Consider the following 16,759-nt stretch of genomic DNA (forward strand, 5'->3'; position numbering starts at 1 on the left):
CCCTTGTCCCCCTTATCTCCCCTACTCTCCGCTCCCCCATCTATACCCTGCGAACTGCTAAATTATCCTGATAGATAGAAGCTTTTAAGGTTTTATTTATCTTTTTTTGATGAAAATTCACGAAAAATCTGTGTTGGCTGTTACAATACTGTTAAGAAAAGTTGCCCGTTGCATTTTAGGAACGCGCAATTGGGTTTTAACTCTTTTGAGAAGACAACACGAAAAAACATTTTTTAGACCGGCTGTGGGAGGCTGGTCTTTTTGTTATGGCTAGCAAAGTTTTTCTTGACTTATGTAGGATTTACTGCATACATCTATAACAACTCATTCGGCAACTGCCACTTTGTCAGGCTATATCCAAAAGGAGAACACAAATCTAAGAGTTTTAACTTGTAGTGGATATTAATTGAATAGAAAGTTTTCAGTAATTTCCACAGGTTTTCTATTTCGACTCCGTTAAATTAACTAGAGATTTTATTTTTTCATCTCCTAACAGGTTTTGAAAATCGCAGACTTTACCCAGAAATTGCTTTCTCAATCTAATCAATAAAAGAGAAGACGCAAAGGATAAATTTGCGTCTTCAAGTAAAATTTTTAAAATTAGAAACTGAATGTGGTTCTCAGTGCACCAATAAAAACATCATCGTTGTCATTATTATGATCTGGGGATGTTAACCAGATGACTCCTGGGGTAATGGTGATATTGTCACTCAGCTTGTACTGGTAGAACGCCTCAACATGATAAGATGTATCCGCATCGCTATCCAATTCTGCGATGTTAGAACTTGTCACTCTAGGCTCCACACCAGCGATGATACCTGCTAAACTACCTTTTTTACCGAGGTCGGGAAAGCCGAGTGTGACAGCATAGTTCCAAATGTCAACCTCTCCACGGTTCCCAGTCAAGGTGCGGCTGTTGGTGTACCCAGCCCAACCACCCAACACAAATTTATCACTAATACCGATAGATGCTTGGACACCGTAAGAATTACTGGAAAATTGGGAATCTAGAGTACCATCGGCATCTAAATCTAAGGGCGCGAGGGTTGCGGCATTGCTACCTGTGAGTAGTGGCTGATTGTAGGAATTGATGTAAGTTAAACCGATAGAAATGCGATCGCTTGGTTTAACAGTCAGCTGTGCGATCGCACCATAAGAACCATTAAACAAACCATTATTGGGTGTAGGGTCATTAGCTGTACCACTTAAATACCCTAAACTTAGTGCCAATTTGTCACTAAACTCGTGCGTTACTCCCAACCCCGCGCCCTCCATTTGGCTATAAATTGGGTTGCGTGTACCAAAGGTGGACAAAGCACCAAAAGCGCCATCACCATCAAAGATATTGACAGTACTGGTAATGTCGTCTGCTGCACCTGCATTGGCAATAGCGATAACCTGTGTTTTTTCGCCCAAGGGAAATCTGTAGAACAGTGCATCTATAGCAGCATTAGGATTGCCATCCTCGCCAGCAAAAAATAAGTTGCCCTCTGGTGTACCAATATTAGGGCTGAGAATATTATTAGCCTGGATTCTGGTGAACAGCGTATCTTGCCCTGTGAAGCTGGTCACAAATTCTATCCGCGCCCGTACCCCTAAAGTTGTATTCTCGTCTGTAATTTCCGCACCGTTGACTGTATTTTCTGACAAAACGTCGCTAACGACTGCGACAACTTGCCCTTGCAGTTTGGTTGTAGTTGAGAACTGATTCGTTTCCAATTCAGCAGTTTTAGCTTCTACTGCATCTACACGACCTCGAAGTGTTGTCAGTTCGGCTGAAAAGTTTTCTTGCAGCTTTTGTAGTGTGGCTAAATCTTCTTTGCTCACCAAATCAGCTGTGCCAGTAGCAATTAGTTCATTAACCCGATCAAGACAAGCATTCAAACCAGCAGCAAACTCATATCGCGTCAGTGCCCGATTCCCGCGATAAGTACTATTTGGGTATCCTGCAATACAACCATAGCGTTCTACCAGCGATTGCAAGGCTTGGAACGCCCAGTCTGTAGTTTGTATGTCTGACAACTGAGACACAGAAGTAACTTGCCCTGTTACCTGAACTTGACTAATATTCTGAGTTGTTGCGTCTGGACTAGCTAAAACTTGCGGTTGATTGATTTCAGGCTTACCGGATGTTTCACCTGCAAATGCAGCAGTAGTAACAAATAGCATTGCACCGCAGACTACTGGACTAGCTAGCAGATATTTACAGAATTTTTGCATTTTTCTCCTCACCTGATCTCCAATTCACACCCAAACCACGTTTTTTAACGTAAATTTTATGACAAATCCTATCAGAAGTTAGCAAATTTTTTAACCAATAAGTCAAGAAATCCTCATTATTCAGGGAAAACTAAATTGCAGAGGACTGTACTATCTGAAAAAGTTTTGTTGTTACTCATTACACAGGAAACTCAAAATAATATTATGCGTCTTGAATGAGAATGAGAATTATTCTACTATAGAATGTAGGAATTGTGACCAATGCAGAACAGCATCCGTTTTGAGGAGAAATCACGGTGATGGGGAATTGCAAAGGAGTTAGAAGAGGTATCTTGCCTATTATTGCTCTGCTAATGTTGTTAATGGCTGCTGGCTGTAGCCAATCAAATAGGAATCAGGGAACAACTGAAGCTGCATCTACCCCACTAGCGAAGTCGGGAAAAACTAAAGTTGTGACGACATTTTTGCCGATATATTTGTTTACTAAGGCAGTAGCAGGGAATGTAGCAGATGTAGAAATTCTAGTGCCACCTGGTACGGAGGTGCATGAATATCAGGCAACACCAAAAAATGTCAAAGCGATCGCCACTGCAAATGTATTGGTAAAAAATGGTTTAGGTTTTGAAGAATTTCTCGAAGATACTGTCAAAAATGCCCAAAATTCTAAATTAACTGAAATTGATGCAAGTAAAGGTATTAAACCCTTAAATGAAAATTCACCTGTTGTGAAAGTATCGCAAGAAGAAAAAGATCATAAACACAATGAAGGTAATCCTCATGTTTGGTTAGATCCGGTATTGGCAAAACAGCAGGTAATTAATATTCGAGATGGCTTAATTGCCGCCGATCAAACGAATAAAGCTAATTATGAAGCTAATGCTGCGGCTTATATTAAAGAATTAGAAAGTTTAAACAGCGAATTTCAGCAGACTTTGCAGAAAACTCCTAGTTGCACCTTTATTACCTTTCATGATGCGTTTCCATATTTAGCCAAACGTTATAAACTCAAGCAAGTTGCTGTGGTGGAAATTCCCGAAGATCAACTTTCACCAATGGATGTACAAAATGCAGTTAACGCCGTGAAAAAGTATAAAGTTAAAGCTTTATTTAGCGAATCAGGAGTAGATAATAAACTGCTGACCAGCCTCTCCCAAGATTTAAAATTAACTTTGCAAACGCTGGATTCTTTGGAAACTGGCGAAACAGATCCACAGCATTACTTCAAAGCCATGAAAGCTAACTTGCAAACTTTAGAAACGGCGTGTAAATGAGTTAGGAGTTAGGAGTTAGGAGTTAAAAACCATCATTTTTTAAATAATGAATAAAGATATTGCTATTTTGAAAGTAGAAGGATTAACTGTATATCAAGGCAGCTATCTAGCTGTTCGAGATGTTTCCTTTGAATTGTTTCCAGGAACAGATACAGCTATCGTTGGCCCAAATGGTGCTGGTAAAAGTACCCTGGTAAAAGCGGTTTTAGATTTGATACCTCGAAGTGCTGGTACAATTGAGACATTAGGTTGCCCAATTGCAAGGCTGGGGCGTTTACGTCACCTGTTGGGCTATATGCCGCAAAACTTCATCTTTGACCGCAGCTTTCCTATTTCTGTCAGCGAATTAGTGGGACTGGGATGGGCTAATAAAGAGAAAAGGGGAGATTTATTTTTCTCCAAGTTATGGAGACAAGACCGAGAAAAATCGGCAGCAGTAGTAGAAGCTTTACGGCGAACCGATGCTTATGATTTACAGCATCGAGCTATTGGTACTCTTAGCGGTGGTCAACTTAAACGGGTTTTGTTGGCTTATTGTTTGGTAATGCCTCGAAAACTGTTAGTACTAGACGAAGCCTTCGCCGGTGTTGATGTGCAAGGTACAGCAGATTTTTACGCTTTGCTGAATGAATTAAAACGGGAGGAAGGTTGGACGGTATTGCAAGTTTCTCATGATATTGATATGGTAAGCCGCCATTGCGATCGCGTCCTTTGCCTTAATCAAACCATTGTTTGTACTGGGAAGCCGGAAATTGCCCTTTCACCGCAAAACCTGTTAGCAACCTATGGCCCAGGTTTCAGTCGCTACCAGCACCAACATTAAAATAATTCGTAATTCGTAATTCGTAATTCGTAATTAAAGGATGAAAGATGCCGGTAAGTATGAGTTTCTTCAATGAATGTCAGATAGTTTGGCTTGCGATCGCCAATAGTCATGACTTGGTAGAATTGTTAAAATTACCCTTCATGCAGCGTGCGATCGCAGGTGCTGCGTTAATGGGAATACTTGGCGGGATGTTGGGCAGTTTTGTTACCTTGCGCCAGTTGTCTTTTTTCAGCCATGCGGTTGGTCATGCAGCATTAGTAGGTGTGGCGTTAGGCGTGCTGCTACAAATAAATCCTACTTGGATGCTGTTACCTTTTACCTTAGTTTTTGGCGTTATTGTCCTCTACTTTATCGACAAAACCGACTTAGCTAGCGATAGCGTACTTAGTATAGTCCTATCTGGGGCATTAGCGATCGGTTTAATTCTCACGAGCCTGATTAAAGGATATCGTGGCAACTTGATGACTGTGCTGTTTGGCGATATTCTAGCGATCGATGCCACAGATTTGATTTTGACGCTACTGGTGCTTGTGGGGGGTAGCATATTCTTGCTATCAACTTTACGGCAGCAAATTTTGTTGACCCTTAACCCCGATGTAGCGCAAGTTCAGGGTATTCCTGTCCAATTATACCGCTACGCATTTGTGGTCTTGCTTTCACTCGCCGTTGCTGTAGCGATTAAAGCTGTCGGCGTTTTATTGGTGAACGCCTTTTTGGTCATTCCCGCCTCCACCGCCAAACTGATGAGTCACCACTTTAGCCACTTTTTAGTCATGTCGGTGATAGTTGGTTCCATTAGCAGCATTGTTGGCATCATTGTCTCAGGTATTTTCGACTTTGCTTCTGGCCCAAGTATTGTTCTTGTCCAGTTTCTACTATTTGTAGCCATTTTTATCTGGTTCAAGTTGAGGTTGAAAGCCGCGTAAATCTTTTTCTCCAAGGACTTGCTATATTCTTTTATCTTTGCTACATTTATTAATCGTGGCTCAAATAAAACCCCGTGCCGGGATAGCTCAGTTGGTAGAGCAGAGGACTGAAAATCCTCGTGTCACCGGTTCAAGTCCGGTTCCTGGCATAGCATAAGACCCTTGAAAAGTAAAGTTTTCAAGGGTTTTGTTCTTTGTAGATACTGGCTGTGAGTGCGATCGCTTAAAACTGTTACAAAATAAAGATGCAGGCACCCTACCTCAAGCCGCTTCCCGCAGTTGTGACGGCACACTCACCTCTGGAAACGAAAGCGATAGTTGTTCAGCTTGAGGTACCGCAGCTTGCTCTAAAACTTGAACTTCGATATTCACGCTTACCAAATAACTACCTGTATCTGCACCAACTGCTTCGGCAATTAATTTGGCAATTTCTGGGCGTTTGGCAGTTAGAGGGTCACGTAAAATAAACCGATCCCATTCATGCTTGGCTGTCGGATTGAGGTTGAGAATATAATGCTTCATCATCGGACTAACCCTTAAATCCATCTTCCAGAAGGTTTTCACACAGCCGTTGTGCATTTCACTAGGCTTTGTGGACGCTATCTATATTATAGTATATTTGTACTAGATTGGGGTATTGGGGCATTAGTTATTCTCCCCCTATTCCTAAATGAGCTTTGCCATTCCCCTGAATATTTAACAATTGAGCATCATTGAGCCAAATCGCTTGTTGAGGCACAGAAATGGAAATTCCGGCTTCGTCTAAGGTAATTTTCAGACGGCGGCGAAACTCCCGTGCTACATCCCATTGTTTGAGGGGCTGTGTTTTGATCCATACACGAATGATCAAACCGCGATCGCCAAATTGATCTATTCCTAAAACTTGCGGCGTTTCCAGAATTTGACGCTCCCATTGCAAATCTCGATCCATCTCCAAGCCAACAGTTTCAATCAACTTCAAAGCCTGTTCAATATCGGCTTGGTAAGCGATCGGGATTGTTAAATCGGCTCGTGACCAACGACTAGAAAGATTGGCAACAACTTTAATTTCACTATTGGGAATCGTGATCAAACGCCCTTCGGAATCCCGCAGTTGAGTCATCCGCAGATTCAGATTTTCTACTAAGCCTCCCACGTCTCCCACATTAATCACATCGCCTAAAGCATACTGGTCTTCTAGAATGATCAAAAAACCGTTAATCGCATCTTTAATTAAGTTTTGTGAGGCCAGAGATACTGCAACACCAACTAAACTAGCACCCGCTAGCAAGGGAACGATATCTATCCCCAATGACACCAGCGCTAGCAAGATACCAACTCCCACGCAGATAATAGTAGCAATACTTTTAGTCACACTAGAAAATGTGGAAACTCGCAGTTGCAGCCGTTGAGAACTTTCTGGGGTTAGGAAAGCACCACTACAGATGACAGTAGAGGCAAAGCGGTCAATTAAGGCATAGCTGAGACGAACAGTTACATAAGTTCCCAGTAATACGATACCTAATCGCAAAGGAAATTGGGCGGCTGTAAGAATTCCTACCTGAAATCCTCGTGTATAGGGAAATAAACCCAAAATATAAAAGCTTCCACCTCCCCAAATTCCGGCTTGAGTTAGCTCAAACAATCGTCTCTTGACTTCTTGCAGATGCTCATGTTGGCGTTGATTCAGTTGTGTTGTAATTGGTTGATCTGCTGGTGTTGGGTGGTTGAAGAGTTCCCTTTGGGATTGGGAGGCAATAGAGTGTACTGAATGCTTTATTGAACGCCTCTGCCAGCTATATACTCCCCAACTCATGACAATCATTGCTAGTCCGATGCCCACAGCAATTTTACCTTGGTCGATTAAAGATTCAGTTTGTCTTTCTTGCTTTGCTTCTTGCAAGTCTTCTTGTAATGATTCAGCGATTTGATTTGCCGATGTTGACATATCTACCTGTCGCAATCTGGCATCCTCAGAAGTGATGGTCATCAGATATTGACTGTTGACATAAATTACTGGTAATTCGTTTACTTTCCGAACTTCTACCTTGACTGCTGTTTCTGCTGGTGACTGAAAGTAATTTTGGCCAATTTTCTCCAACTTCTTTTGGATGTCTTCTGAACGCTCATGAAAGTTGGTTTTTGATGCCGCTATCTGAAATAACGGACGACCATCTAAATAAATCCAACCTGAAACAACTCTATTATTTGAATCATTACTCACACTGCTGGGAGTTTGCAACTGCGGTAAAAAAGGAATCTGGGCTGTGGCTTTTGGCATAGATACAGCAACTATGGACATTGAACTAGCGATGCCTACGGCGGGCAAAGCCAACGCCAAAAATTGAAAGCGCACTCAAACACCTCCTTGAGTAAAATTTACTACTAACTACTTCTATAAATCATCCTCTGCAATTACTTTGGGTAAATGTACTCATCTAAAGTTGAAGTTTTCCTTTAGATGATGAAATTTTGATATTTTTTGGTTATTCTCTATCTTCAGACAGATGACAATGTACTTCAAATCGGCAGTTAAGGCTGAGAAAAGTTTGACTCTTACCAAAGATAAAACAAAAAGGAAGAACCTGGGGATGAAGTTGAGATTAGGCCAATCCAACGTCAAGCTATTTTTGAGAACTATTGACTAGGGATTTGCTTTCTTTGCAGCAAAAATCGCTAGTGGTAGAATAACCTAGTAGAGGGCGTAAATTTTACGTACCTTTTTTAATTTTTTGAGGTAACTTTTCATGACTGCAATTTCTCCCCGATTAAAGCACGAGGTTAAAGACCTCGGCCTAGCTCCCTTGGGAAGACAGCGCATTGAATGGGCTGGACGGGAAATGCCAGTTTTAGGGCAAATCCGCGATCGCTTCGCCATAGAAAAACCCTTCGCTGGGTTACGGCTTGTGGCTTGCGCCCACATTACAACAGAAACAGCACATTTGGCGATCGCTCTGAAAGCCGGTGGTGCAGATGCTGTTTTAATTGCTAGCAATCCTTTATCAACACAAGATGACGTAGCCGCTAGTCTCGTCGTCGATCATGAAATTCCTGTCTTTGCTCAAAAAGGCGAAGATAACGAAACTTATAACCGCCACGTCCAAATAGCTTTAGATCATCGCCCCAACATTATTGTTGATGACGGTAGCGATGTGGTTGCGGCTTTAATTCAACACCGCCAACACCAAATTGCTGATTTGATTGGTAGCACCGAAGAAACCACCACTGGTATCGTGCGCCTACGCGCCATGTTTAGAGAAGGCGTTCTTACCTTCCCCGCCGTCAACGTCAACGACGCCGACACCAAGCACTTCTTTGATAATCGCTATGGTACTGGGCAATCAACCCTAGATGGCATTATCCGCGCCACAAATATTTTGTTGGCTGGTAAAAACATTGTCGTCGTCGGTTACGGCTGGTGTGGTAAAGGTACAGCCCTCCGCGCCCGTGGGATGGGTGCTAATGTCATCGTCACCGAAATCGACCCCATCAAGGCAATTGAAGCCGTGATGGATGGTTTCCGCGTCCTACCAATGGCTGAAGCTGCACCCGAAGGTGATATTTTTATCACTGTGACTGGCAACAAGCATGTCGTTCGTGGTGAACACTTCGATGTCATGAAAGATGGTGCGATCGTTTGTAACTCCGGTCACTTTGACTTGGAACTTGATTTGAAATACTTGGCTGCACAAGCTAAGGAAATCAAAGAAGTTCGTCCTTTCACTGAAGAGTACAAATTGAAAAATGGTAAATCAGTAGTCGTTCTCGGACAAGGACGCTTGATTAACCTCGCTGCGGCTGAAGGACACCCCAGCGCGGTAATGGATATGAGCTTTGCGAACCAAGCTTTGGCTTGTGAATTCCTGGTGAAGAATAAGGGTAAGTTGGAACCTGGTTTGCACTCAATTCCTGTTGAAGTCGATCAAGAAATTGCTCGGTTGAAGTTGCAGGCTATTGGTATCACGATTGATAGTTTGACAGCAGATCAAATTGAGTACATCAATTCTTGGACTTCGGGTACTTGATACATTGATTAGTTGATTTTTTGGGGATAGGCTTTTGGGCTTATCCCTTTTTTTGTTTTTCTCACGCAGAGACGCAGAGGCGCAGAGAGAGGATATCATAGGATGGAGGGTGTTATTGTAAGTTTCTATGTCAGCAAAAGATTTTTTTCATAATGCTGTTAAGTTAGCTTTAGAGAAAGATGGTTGGTTAATTACTGATGATCCTTTAATATTTCTAGTAGATACTATAGAATTTCGTCTTGATTTAGGTGCAGAAAGACTTTTAGGAGCAGAAAAAGAAGGAGAAAAAATAGCAGTTGAAATAAAATCTTTTTTGGGAAAATCAGCGATTAGTGAATTTCATACAGCTTTAGGACAAACACTTAATTACCGTTCTATTTTAAGAAAAGAAGAACCCGATCGTATTTTATATTTAGCAATTAGTTATGAAATATATACAGCTTTTTTTCTGATACCTGTGATTCAAGAAATAATTGCTGAACATAAATTAAAATTATTGATATTTGAAAGTAGCAAAGAGGAGATTATTTTATGGAAGAAATGAATTATCCTGAATTAGTACAGACAGTATTAGCAAGACATACAGAAAGTCATTTAGCCAAGGGAACGGAAATACAATTAATATTTGATAATCAAAAAAATCACTATTTAGTAATTCATCTAGGTTGGGAAGGTGAAAAACGGACTTATGGTTCGGTGATTCATATAGATATTATCAATGGAAAAATCTGGATTCAGTGCGATTTTACAGAGGAAGGTGTAGCTAATGAATTAGTAGAGTTAGGAGTACCGAAAACGGATATTGTTTTAGGTTTTAGATCGCCTCATGTGAGACAGTTTACTGGTTTTGCATCGGTTTAAATTTTTTGTATTCTATCCAGACTGAAGTTGAAATGTGAGTATATCGACTCTTCGACTTCAATTAAATCTACTTGTATTGTAAGTGATCTATTTAAGCTTTGTTAGAGTAAATCGAATGCGTTTAACTGGCGATATTTTCCTTTAGATTTATCTTTTCTTCGTTTATTTCTAAACTCGCAGTCCGAAACGTTTCCTTTGTGCTTTCCTTTCCTAGAATTAATAGGTCTATATATCCACTCATCTTGTCTTATTTCTAGTAACCCAGCAAAACAAAACCATGATAAAAATCTGCTACGGTAGTCCTTTGGATCTCTAGTAGTACTTACATAACTATTCTTTAATAAAATTTTATCAAAATCATCATAATGAAAACATTGATCAGGCTGATATTCTCTATAAATTTCTTGAATTAATACATGAGATTCTAAATAATCAGCAAAAATTTCAGCAATTTCATAATCATTCAACTTATTAATATTATTAGGTATTTTTACTAAACCTGAGTTTTGCTGAGTTTCCAGAGGTAAAAATTTTTGTAAATCCTGAATAGCATTCTCAATTGTACTTTTACCATCTTTATATTTCAAATTTAAGTTTTTAGCAGCTTCTAGTTTAGTTAAATTACTATTCAGTAGTTTAAAGATTTTTAATGTTGTTACTATGCTTGTTCTAGGGGTAAAACTTATAGTTAATAACGGTAGTTTATTGTTTACAATATATTCACGAAATATATCAGCGTAAATTTTATAATTACTTCCTGTAGCGATAATTAGATGATCTTCTAACAACTTATGAATTACATCAGAACCATATTTATCTATCACTTCTTGTTGTAAGACAGGAGAGGATTCAGCAATATATTTTAAACAATCATAATAGATATTGCCAAGCTTTTTTATCTCATCTATATCTCTCTCAAATATTTTTTTGATATCAATGTTATTAATTATTTGCTTAGATTTAAAATCTACAGATTTCAAAGTCTCTTTATGTATTTCACCACAAATTTTCTTTAATAACCAAGGCATATTTTGACAATTATCTAATAGCCACCTTTTAATACTAGAATCTAATTTTTTAATATGAGTATTATTGATCAAAAAAATCTCAAATTTATTTAATGCTTGTGCTGTATCTTTTTCTGAAAAAATAAAATTATTTAAGTCTATTGTTGTACTAATACGTTTTATTTGATACCAAAATTCAGATTGAGGGCTTTTAGCTGGTAGATAAATATCTGCACGCCAAGAAAAACCAAAAACGATATTTTCTTGAATATAATTAATTTCATTGGCAACTTCCAGAAAGTCATCATAAATGGATATCCATGAATTCTTAGTTAAAATCTCTTCAAATTGGTCAAAAAATATAATTATTACTTTTCTTTCTTCTCTTAACTTACGTGTTAATAATTGAATAGAATCACTTTCAAAAAAAGGATATTCTAAACTATCTAGCTTTATTTTATAATTCGTAATCTTAATAAATTCATGGTCTATAGCTTCTTGTAATGTTGTTTGAATAAACATTCGCTAGAAAAAACTTTGCTTTATCATCTCTAACACTGGTAACATCAACATCACGGATATAAAATTCATGTTTATATTCTTCTTGACTAGATTCCTCTATTAATTTAACTAATAACGAGGATTTACCTAGACCTGTATTACCAGTTAAACACACTATTCTTGAATCAGTTTTTTTATCTCCTACATCTTTTATAAATTCCCAAAATATCTCTTTTGGTTTTACACGCCCAAAAAAATCTTCTGGACTACAAGGTAAATGATAATCAACAAACTTATCTGCTTTGCATATTCTTGGTATAACAACTTTCTTCAATTCATGTTCTCTTGGAATATTTAATGCTTGATAAATGATCGAGTTTTGATTATTGTCATTAACGAATTTTAAATTATATTTTTGATATATATTAAATTTATCAAAATAACTCTTCCAATAATCTTCAGAATCATTCCGAGTTAATTGAGTCGGGAAAATAAAAGCATGGCTATTCTCTATATCTGTATCGATTTGTTCTACAACCCAAATAAACTCTTTCTCGTATGTTACTAAAAATGTAATCCTACTAACTCCTATATTTCCTAATCTATCTAAGTCAGGGTTTTGGATACCATACGCACGTTTAAAAATTTAAATAAGCTTTTTACCAGCCCATACAATTAATTTATCATTATATTTATTATTAAACGTATCTACTAATGTTTTACTTGTACCCGCTAGTTCAGAAGTAGATAATAAAAATGCGAAACTGTAGTCAGAAAGTAAAAAAGCTTCTGATGTTAATTGTTTGATATCATTACTATAAATTTTGTCTTCATGAAATTTACATTGTACTAATGCTGTTTGTTTCGTATGTTCATCTTCTACAGATATATCAATTTCTGCTCCTGGTAAAACTTTGTTGCGTGCAGTAACTTTCCATCTCTGATTTTTGAACAAAGGAGTAACCAGGTCTTCAAAAAAATCACCCTTTTCTTTCGGTTTATTTTTACCTAATGAATCAGGGACTAATATTTTAAACATTACCTTTAAATCGTCAAATTCTATATTCATTATTTATGATTATCCTTTTTATTACATTTCATTATAGTAAATAACACTCAGATATGGCACTACTATTGCTTTCCTAATTTATCAAAATCTGAAATAGAATAGCCTTTCCATTTTAAAAGTGCATAAGAGTATGCTTTTTTCAACATTAAATAATCAGCACTCACTCGGAGCGATCGCAACAATAATCTATCTGATTCACTGAATTGATGATTTTGATTTTTCTCTAAAAGTTGTAAATGTAGTTCTTTTTGACTTTCTGGAACTTGATTTTGACCAATAGTTAATAACTCCTTAATGGTTAATTCTTGCATAGCGATTAACTCCCCTTGTAATTCCAGGGGTGCATAATCAACAGCAGGAGGAGCATTTGTTTGGTTAGTCATAATTTTTGTAGAAAATGCTTTAGGGCAATATATCTTATATTACAATATTCTCAATCGCTTATAATCTACTAGAAAGACAACAATTATAGACCAAACCGCCAACCATTACCTACTACTAACACGTTGTAGTCTAGTAGGTGCGTTAGAGACAGCGTAACGCACCTTACGAAATGCTAAACTACTTCAAATATTAACTGGTTGATTACCTGGAAATTATTAACTTTTCGCTGTTCGGCTGAAGACTCGATAGTATAGCGACGTACTAATTTCCTTTAAGGGAAACAGCAGATAAGTAAGAGGATTTATTGCCACAATAATATTTCGGAAGTCTCGCCTTGCCAAAAATAAGATAGCACGAGCAACTTGCTGTGCAGACATCACTCCATAAGGATTCAGTTGACTCTTAAACGGGCCAAGAATTAACTTGCGAATTACACAATTCCCGTCCAAACGCTTAAGGGTAACAATATCTCCTAGCGATCGCTTGGTGAGTTCATAAAGCGGACTCAGGGCTGGAGAAACCTCAGCCTCAGAAGTGTTTACCCAGATTTCCTTTGTTGCTTTTGCTTGTGGGCCTGTTACAGTTGTCGAAAATATATCCATCAACCGCAATGCTGAAAAGGTATTCACCTCATAAGAGGAGTTGATAGCCTCCGGTGTGCGGCTGGCGTAGACATTGATTCCGTGGTTGATAATTAAAATATCTACTTTCTCTAAACTATCCCTGAGATTGGCTTCATTGCCCAACTGCCAGGGAATCACCTTCACCCCAACCTGCTCTACGAATTTTTCTGGATTAGTGGTTAATGCCACAACTTTAGCATTATTCTTTACAAGTTCAGCCGTCAACGCTTGCCCCAAGGCTCCTGAAGCTCCAGTTAAAGCGATGGTTTTACCCTTGAGAGACAGTCCTGTGCCAAGAATTTTATCCACTAACGGAAAGACACCACTGTAGTAAGCGTTGACATCATCAAAATGATGCCGCCAATGGTAAGAGCGATTTACCCACCAAATGGATGGAATTGTCTCTAAAGGGCCGGGTAGGTGGTTGTAGTCTGTATCAATTTTTCCCTGGAAATATCGCACAGCCGCGCCATACAAGAAGGTGCAACCATAAGCTACTCCTAACCATAACCCCATTTGCTGGACAATTAAGGCAATTACTACCAATACCACCAGCAGTAGACTCGACTCTAAAATATCGTGATATAGCTGGGATTCTTGATAAACTTTCAGGGAAACTATCGATAAATCCCGGCGATAGGCGCTATGATGCTTGTTGTGCCATTTGGCAAGCCAATTGACTTGGTGACACAAAGCATGGTAGCTATCTCTCAAGACCTCAGCGAGTAAAAGTGAAAAAAGTCCCCAACTAGCAAACTGCAAGCAGGTATTTACCAGTACCCAATTAATGTGTGATCTTGCTTCCATCCCAATCAAGCTTTCAGCTAACATTTTGATCATCTTTGTCTACACGCGTTTTTCTTAATCATTGTTCATGATCTGATATAAGGTCGAGTTTTAGAGCAACAAAAATCATCGGCTAGTCAGCATCAACAAAGCGATCGCTCTTTGTAGTTGAGACAAGCATACATTCAACTGAAATTTAAGCAGCACAAAAAATCGGGGCAGGTTCCAAACCCGCCCCCATTGCTTCTGATACACTGCGCCCAACGGCTGTTGCTACAGGCTTTAAACTCTTTACTAAATGCACCATATCTTCTAAAGAAAGCGCTTGACGGGCATCAGAAACAGATTTTTCTGGCTCTGGATGACATTCAATAATTAATCCATCTGCACCACAAGCGATCGCAGCCCTAGACACAGGTGCTACCAGTTCCCGTTTACCGACGGCATGGGAAGGATCTACAATCACAGGCAGGTGAGTTATTTGCTTGAGTGCTGCCACTGCCCCTAAATCCAGGACGTTACGGGTGTAATCATCAAAACTGCGGATACCTCTTTCGCACAACACCACATCAGGATTACCGTGACTAAGGATATATTCAGCAGCCATCACAAATTCTTCAATTGTCGCTGCTAATCCACGTTTGAGTAGTATTGGTTTACCAGCTTGTCCCAAAGCTTTGAGCAAGTCAAAGTTTTGCATATTGCGGCTACCAACTTGAAGCATATCAGCGTGAGCGGCAACTACTTCAATTTGAGAAATTGACATCACCTCGGTGACAACTGGCATATTGTAATGCGATCGCACCCTTGCCAATATTTCCAGTCCTTCATGTCCCATACCCTGGAAGGCGTATGGAGATGTGCGGGGTTTGTAGACACCGCCACGTAACGCTTGCACAGATGCAGTAGATAGCTTTTGAGCAACTGTCTCCATTTGTTCTAAGCTTTCAACAGTGCAGGGGCCACCGATAATTACCAGTTCTTCACCGCCAAAAGCGACTTTTTCTGAAAGTTTAACGATTGTCTGATGGTTCGGATGAGATTGTGCGGCAAGTTTGGCATTAATCATAGTTTCATTCTCCTGAAAATTTAAGTATTGGGTATTGAGCATTGATTATTCTCCTTGTCTCCGTCATCCCCCAGTAACAACAAAAAAGCCCGGAACCTTTGAGGAGTTCCGGGCGCGTTCTGATTTATCGGCATAACGCTATTTACCCGGAACTTGCTCTGGGCCAAAAGTAAAAGCCGTAAAACCAACTGCTGAAATAAGTCATCACAATAAAATTCTCCTTAAAAAACAAAAACCGCAGAATTCGCTCTGCGGTTTACCGGGGGGTTTCCATCTGGAAACTCAATTCACTACCGGTGAACCACCATATACCAAAAATAAAAGTAGGAATTTTTATCGAGCATTTGTAGGGATCTCTGCTGGAAAATTTAAAAAATATATCACCATGTGAAGTAACATTAACAGGAGGAGTTGGCGGTGTCAAGACCCCCACAACATAATAAAAAAGCGATAGACTCAGTAAAACTGAGAAAAATTTTGTCTACTATTCCAAAAATGATAGGTTTAGATAGGCGCAAAGAGGTTCACCGCGTGACGTTGTCAGTTTCAATATGACACTTAATATAAGCCGTAAATATATAATTATTCTAACTTCTGACTTCATCTTACGAAAGCTTATTGCAGGCAATTGAGAACCACCATAAATTATTCTTACCCATGAGTCCTCATTGACCAAATAAACTTTTTAGGATCACTCATTTCATTATGCCCAGTTCAAAAATCTTAGCCAAATCTTTCGACTATCACGAAGTTTACCCCTGCCCAGTCTGTCGGATAGGTAAGATTTCTCATCTGTCATTGATGGAAGCTATGGCTTGTGACTTTTGCCAAGAAATTTTTACAGTCAACCTAGAACTACAGCAAATTAAGATGCCTTCTAGGCAACCACCCTTAATTTGGCGTTGGAATGGGTTTAGTTGGGCAGAAGCCCAGTTAGAAGGTGTGGAATTAGGTTGGGGTTATGGACTAGCAGCAGCAGTTTTTGTAATTCTTCCCACTACTATAATTGGCATAGTAGCTTACTATTTTCCTGCTAATCTCAACGAACCCATTACCTGGATGCCATATATTTGGACGATATTAACTTTCTTATCACATTTATCAATTATTGTTTGGATTTTTATTGAAATCTATCAGATTCCAATTGCTGCATATTGGAGAGCGATCGCTCGATGGAGAAATAGGGAGATGGGGAGATAGAGACAAGGGTGC

16 protein-coding genes and 1 tRNA gene are annotated in these 16,759 nt (G+C 39.2%); 8 read left to right on the forward strand and 9 right to left on the reverse strand.

Annotation, left to right across the window (positions count from 1 at the left end; genetic code table 11):
* Positions 1-600: 600 nt before the first annotated feature.
* Positions 601-2,220, reverse strand: a complete 1,620-nt coding sequence (locus F8S12_RS00585) for an iron uptake porin (protein ID WP_196514296.1) — start codon at positions 2,218-2,220, stop codon at positions 601-603.
* A gap of 299 nt (positions 2,221-2,519) precedes the next feature.
* On the opposite strand from F8S12_RS00585, the gene F8S12_RS00590 reads away from it, so the two are divergent.
* From F8S12_RS00590 to F8S12_RS00605, 4 genes are all read left to right on the forward strand, one after another.
* A complete protein-coding gene (locus F8S12_RS00590; protein WP_196514297.1) occupies positions 2,520-3,491 on the forward strand; it encodes a metal ABC transporter solute-binding protein, Zn/Mn family in 972 nt (323 codons plus the stop codon).
* 46 nt (positions 3,492-3,537) lie between these two features.
* Positions 3,538-4,314, forward strand: coding sequence for a metal ABC transporter ATP-binding protein (locus F8S12_RS00595; RefSeq protein WP_196514298.1), 777 nt, complete (start codon positions 3,538-3,540; stop codon positions 4,312-4,314).
* Positions 4,315-4,373: 59 nt separating this feature from the next.
* Positions 4,374-5,243: a metal ABC transporter permease gene (locus F8S12_RS00600; protein WP_196514320.1), complete on the forward strand. Its 870-nt coding sequence runs from the start codon at positions 4,374-4,376 to the stop codon at positions 5,241-5,243.
* 76 nt (positions 5,244-5,319) lie between these two features.
* A tRNA-Phe gene (locus F8S12_RS00605) sits at positions 5,320-5,392 on the forward strand.
* A gap of 112 nt (positions 5,393-5,504) precedes the next feature.
* On the opposite strand, the gene F8S12_RS00610 is transcribed toward F8S12_RS00605, so the two are convergent.
* Together F8S12_RS00610 and F8S12_RS00615 are read right to left on the reverse strand one after the other, a co-directional pair.
* Positions 5,505-5,768: a hypothetical protein gene (locus tag F8S12_RS00610; RefSeq protein ID WP_196514321.1), complete on the reverse strand. Its 264-nt coding sequence runs from the start codon at positions 5,766-5,768 to the stop codon at positions 5,505-5,507.
* Positions 5,769-5,892: 124 nt separating this feature from the next.
* A complete protein-coding gene (locus F8S12_RS00615) occupies positions 5,893-7,578 on the reverse strand; it encodes a mechanosensitive ion channel family protein (protein ID WP_442946777.1) in 1,686 nt (561 codons plus the stop codon).
* 391 nt (positions 7,579-7,969) lie between these two features.
* On the opposite strand from F8S12_RS00615, the gene ahcY reads away from it, so the two are divergent.
* The 3 genes from ahcY to F8S12_RS00630 all read left to right on the forward strand — a co-directional run bounded on the left by ahcY (position 7,970) and on the right by F8S12_RS00630 (position 10,108).
* On the forward strand, positions 7,970-9,247 hold the full coding sequence (ahcY, locus tag F8S12_RS00620; protein ID WP_196514299.1) for an adenosylhomocysteinase: 1,278 nt from the start codon (positions 7,970-7,972) through the stop codon (positions 9,245-9,247).
* A 127-nt stretch (positions 9,248-9,374) separates the two neighbouring features.
* Entirely contained in the window at positions 9,375-9,791 is a 417-nt protein-coding gene (locus F8S12_RS00625) for a XisH family protein (RefSeq protein WP_196514300.1), read from the forward strand.
* Positions 9,779-10,108 (forward strand): XisI protein, encoded by a 330-nt coding sequence (locus F8S12_RS00630; protein ID WP_196514301.1) that lies wholly within the window; start codon positions 9,779-9,781, stop codon positions 10,106-10,108. Before F8S12_RS00625 ends, F8S12_RS00630 begins: the two co-directional genes overlap by 13 nt.
* Positions 10,109-10,209: 101 nt before the next feature.
* Here F8S12_RS00630 and F8S12_RS00635 read toward each other — a convergent pair whose 3' ends face one another.
* The 6 genes from F8S12_RS00635 to aroF all read right to left on the reverse strand — a co-directional run bounded on the left by F8S12_RS00635 (position 10,210) and on the right by aroF (position 15,589).
* Positions 10,210-11,637 (reverse strand): hypothetical protein, encoded by a 1,428-nt coding sequence (locus F8S12_RS00635; RefSeq protein WP_196514302.1) that lies wholly within the window; start codon positions 11,635-11,637, stop codon positions 10,210-10,212.
* Positions 11,597-11,950: a hypothetical protein gene (locus tag F8S12_RS00640; RefSeq protein ID WP_196514303.1), complete on the reverse strand. Its 354-nt coding sequence runs from the start codon at positions 11,948-11,950 to the stop codon at positions 11,597-11,599. Before F8S12_RS00640 ends, F8S12_RS00635 begins: the two co-directional genes overlap by 41 nt.
* A 312-nt stretch (positions 11,951-12,262) precedes the next feature.
* The gene (locus tag F8S12_RS00645; RefSeq protein ID WP_196514304.1) at positions 12,263-12,685 is read right to left on the reverse strand and encodes a restriction endonuclease; all 423 of its coding nucleotides are present in this window, start codon (positions 12,683-12,685) and stop codon (positions 12,263-12,265) included.
* A gap of 62 nt (positions 12,686-12,747) precedes the next feature.
* A complete protein-coding gene (locus tag F8S12_RS00650; RefSeq protein ID WP_196514305.1) occupies positions 12,748-13,068 on the reverse strand; it encodes a hypothetical protein in 321 nt (106 codons plus the stop codon).
* Between the two features lie 216 nt (positions 13,069-13,284).
* On the reverse strand, positions 13,285-14,532 hold the full coding sequence (locus F8S12_RS00655) for a bifunctional sterol desaturase/short chain dehydrogenase (RefSeq protein WP_196514306.1): 1,248 nt from the start codon (positions 14,530-14,532) through the stop codon (positions 13,285-13,287).
* A 142-nt stretch (positions 14,533-14,674) separates the two neighbouring features.
* Complete coding sequence (aroF, locus tag F8S12_RS00660; protein ID WP_196514307.1) at positions 14,675-15,589, reverse strand: 3-deoxy-7-phosphoheptulonate synthase; 915 nt, start codon at positions 15,587-15,589, stop codon at positions 14,675-14,677.
* A 663-nt stretch (positions 15,590-16,252) separates the two neighbouring features.
* Here aroF and F8S12_RS00665 point away from each other — a divergent pair.
* On the forward strand, positions 16,253-16,747 hold the full coding sequence (locus F8S12_RS00665) for a hypothetical protein (protein ID WP_196514308.1): 495 nt from the start codon (positions 16,253-16,255) through the stop codon (positions 16,745-16,747).
* The last annotated feature ends 12 nt before the right edge of the window (positions 16,748-16,759 follow it).

Origin of the sequence: Nostoc sp. WHI, from assembly GCF_015714725.1 — a bacterium.
GTDB lineage: Bacteria > Cyanobacteriota > Cyanobacteriia > Cyanobacteriales > Nostocaceae > Nostoc.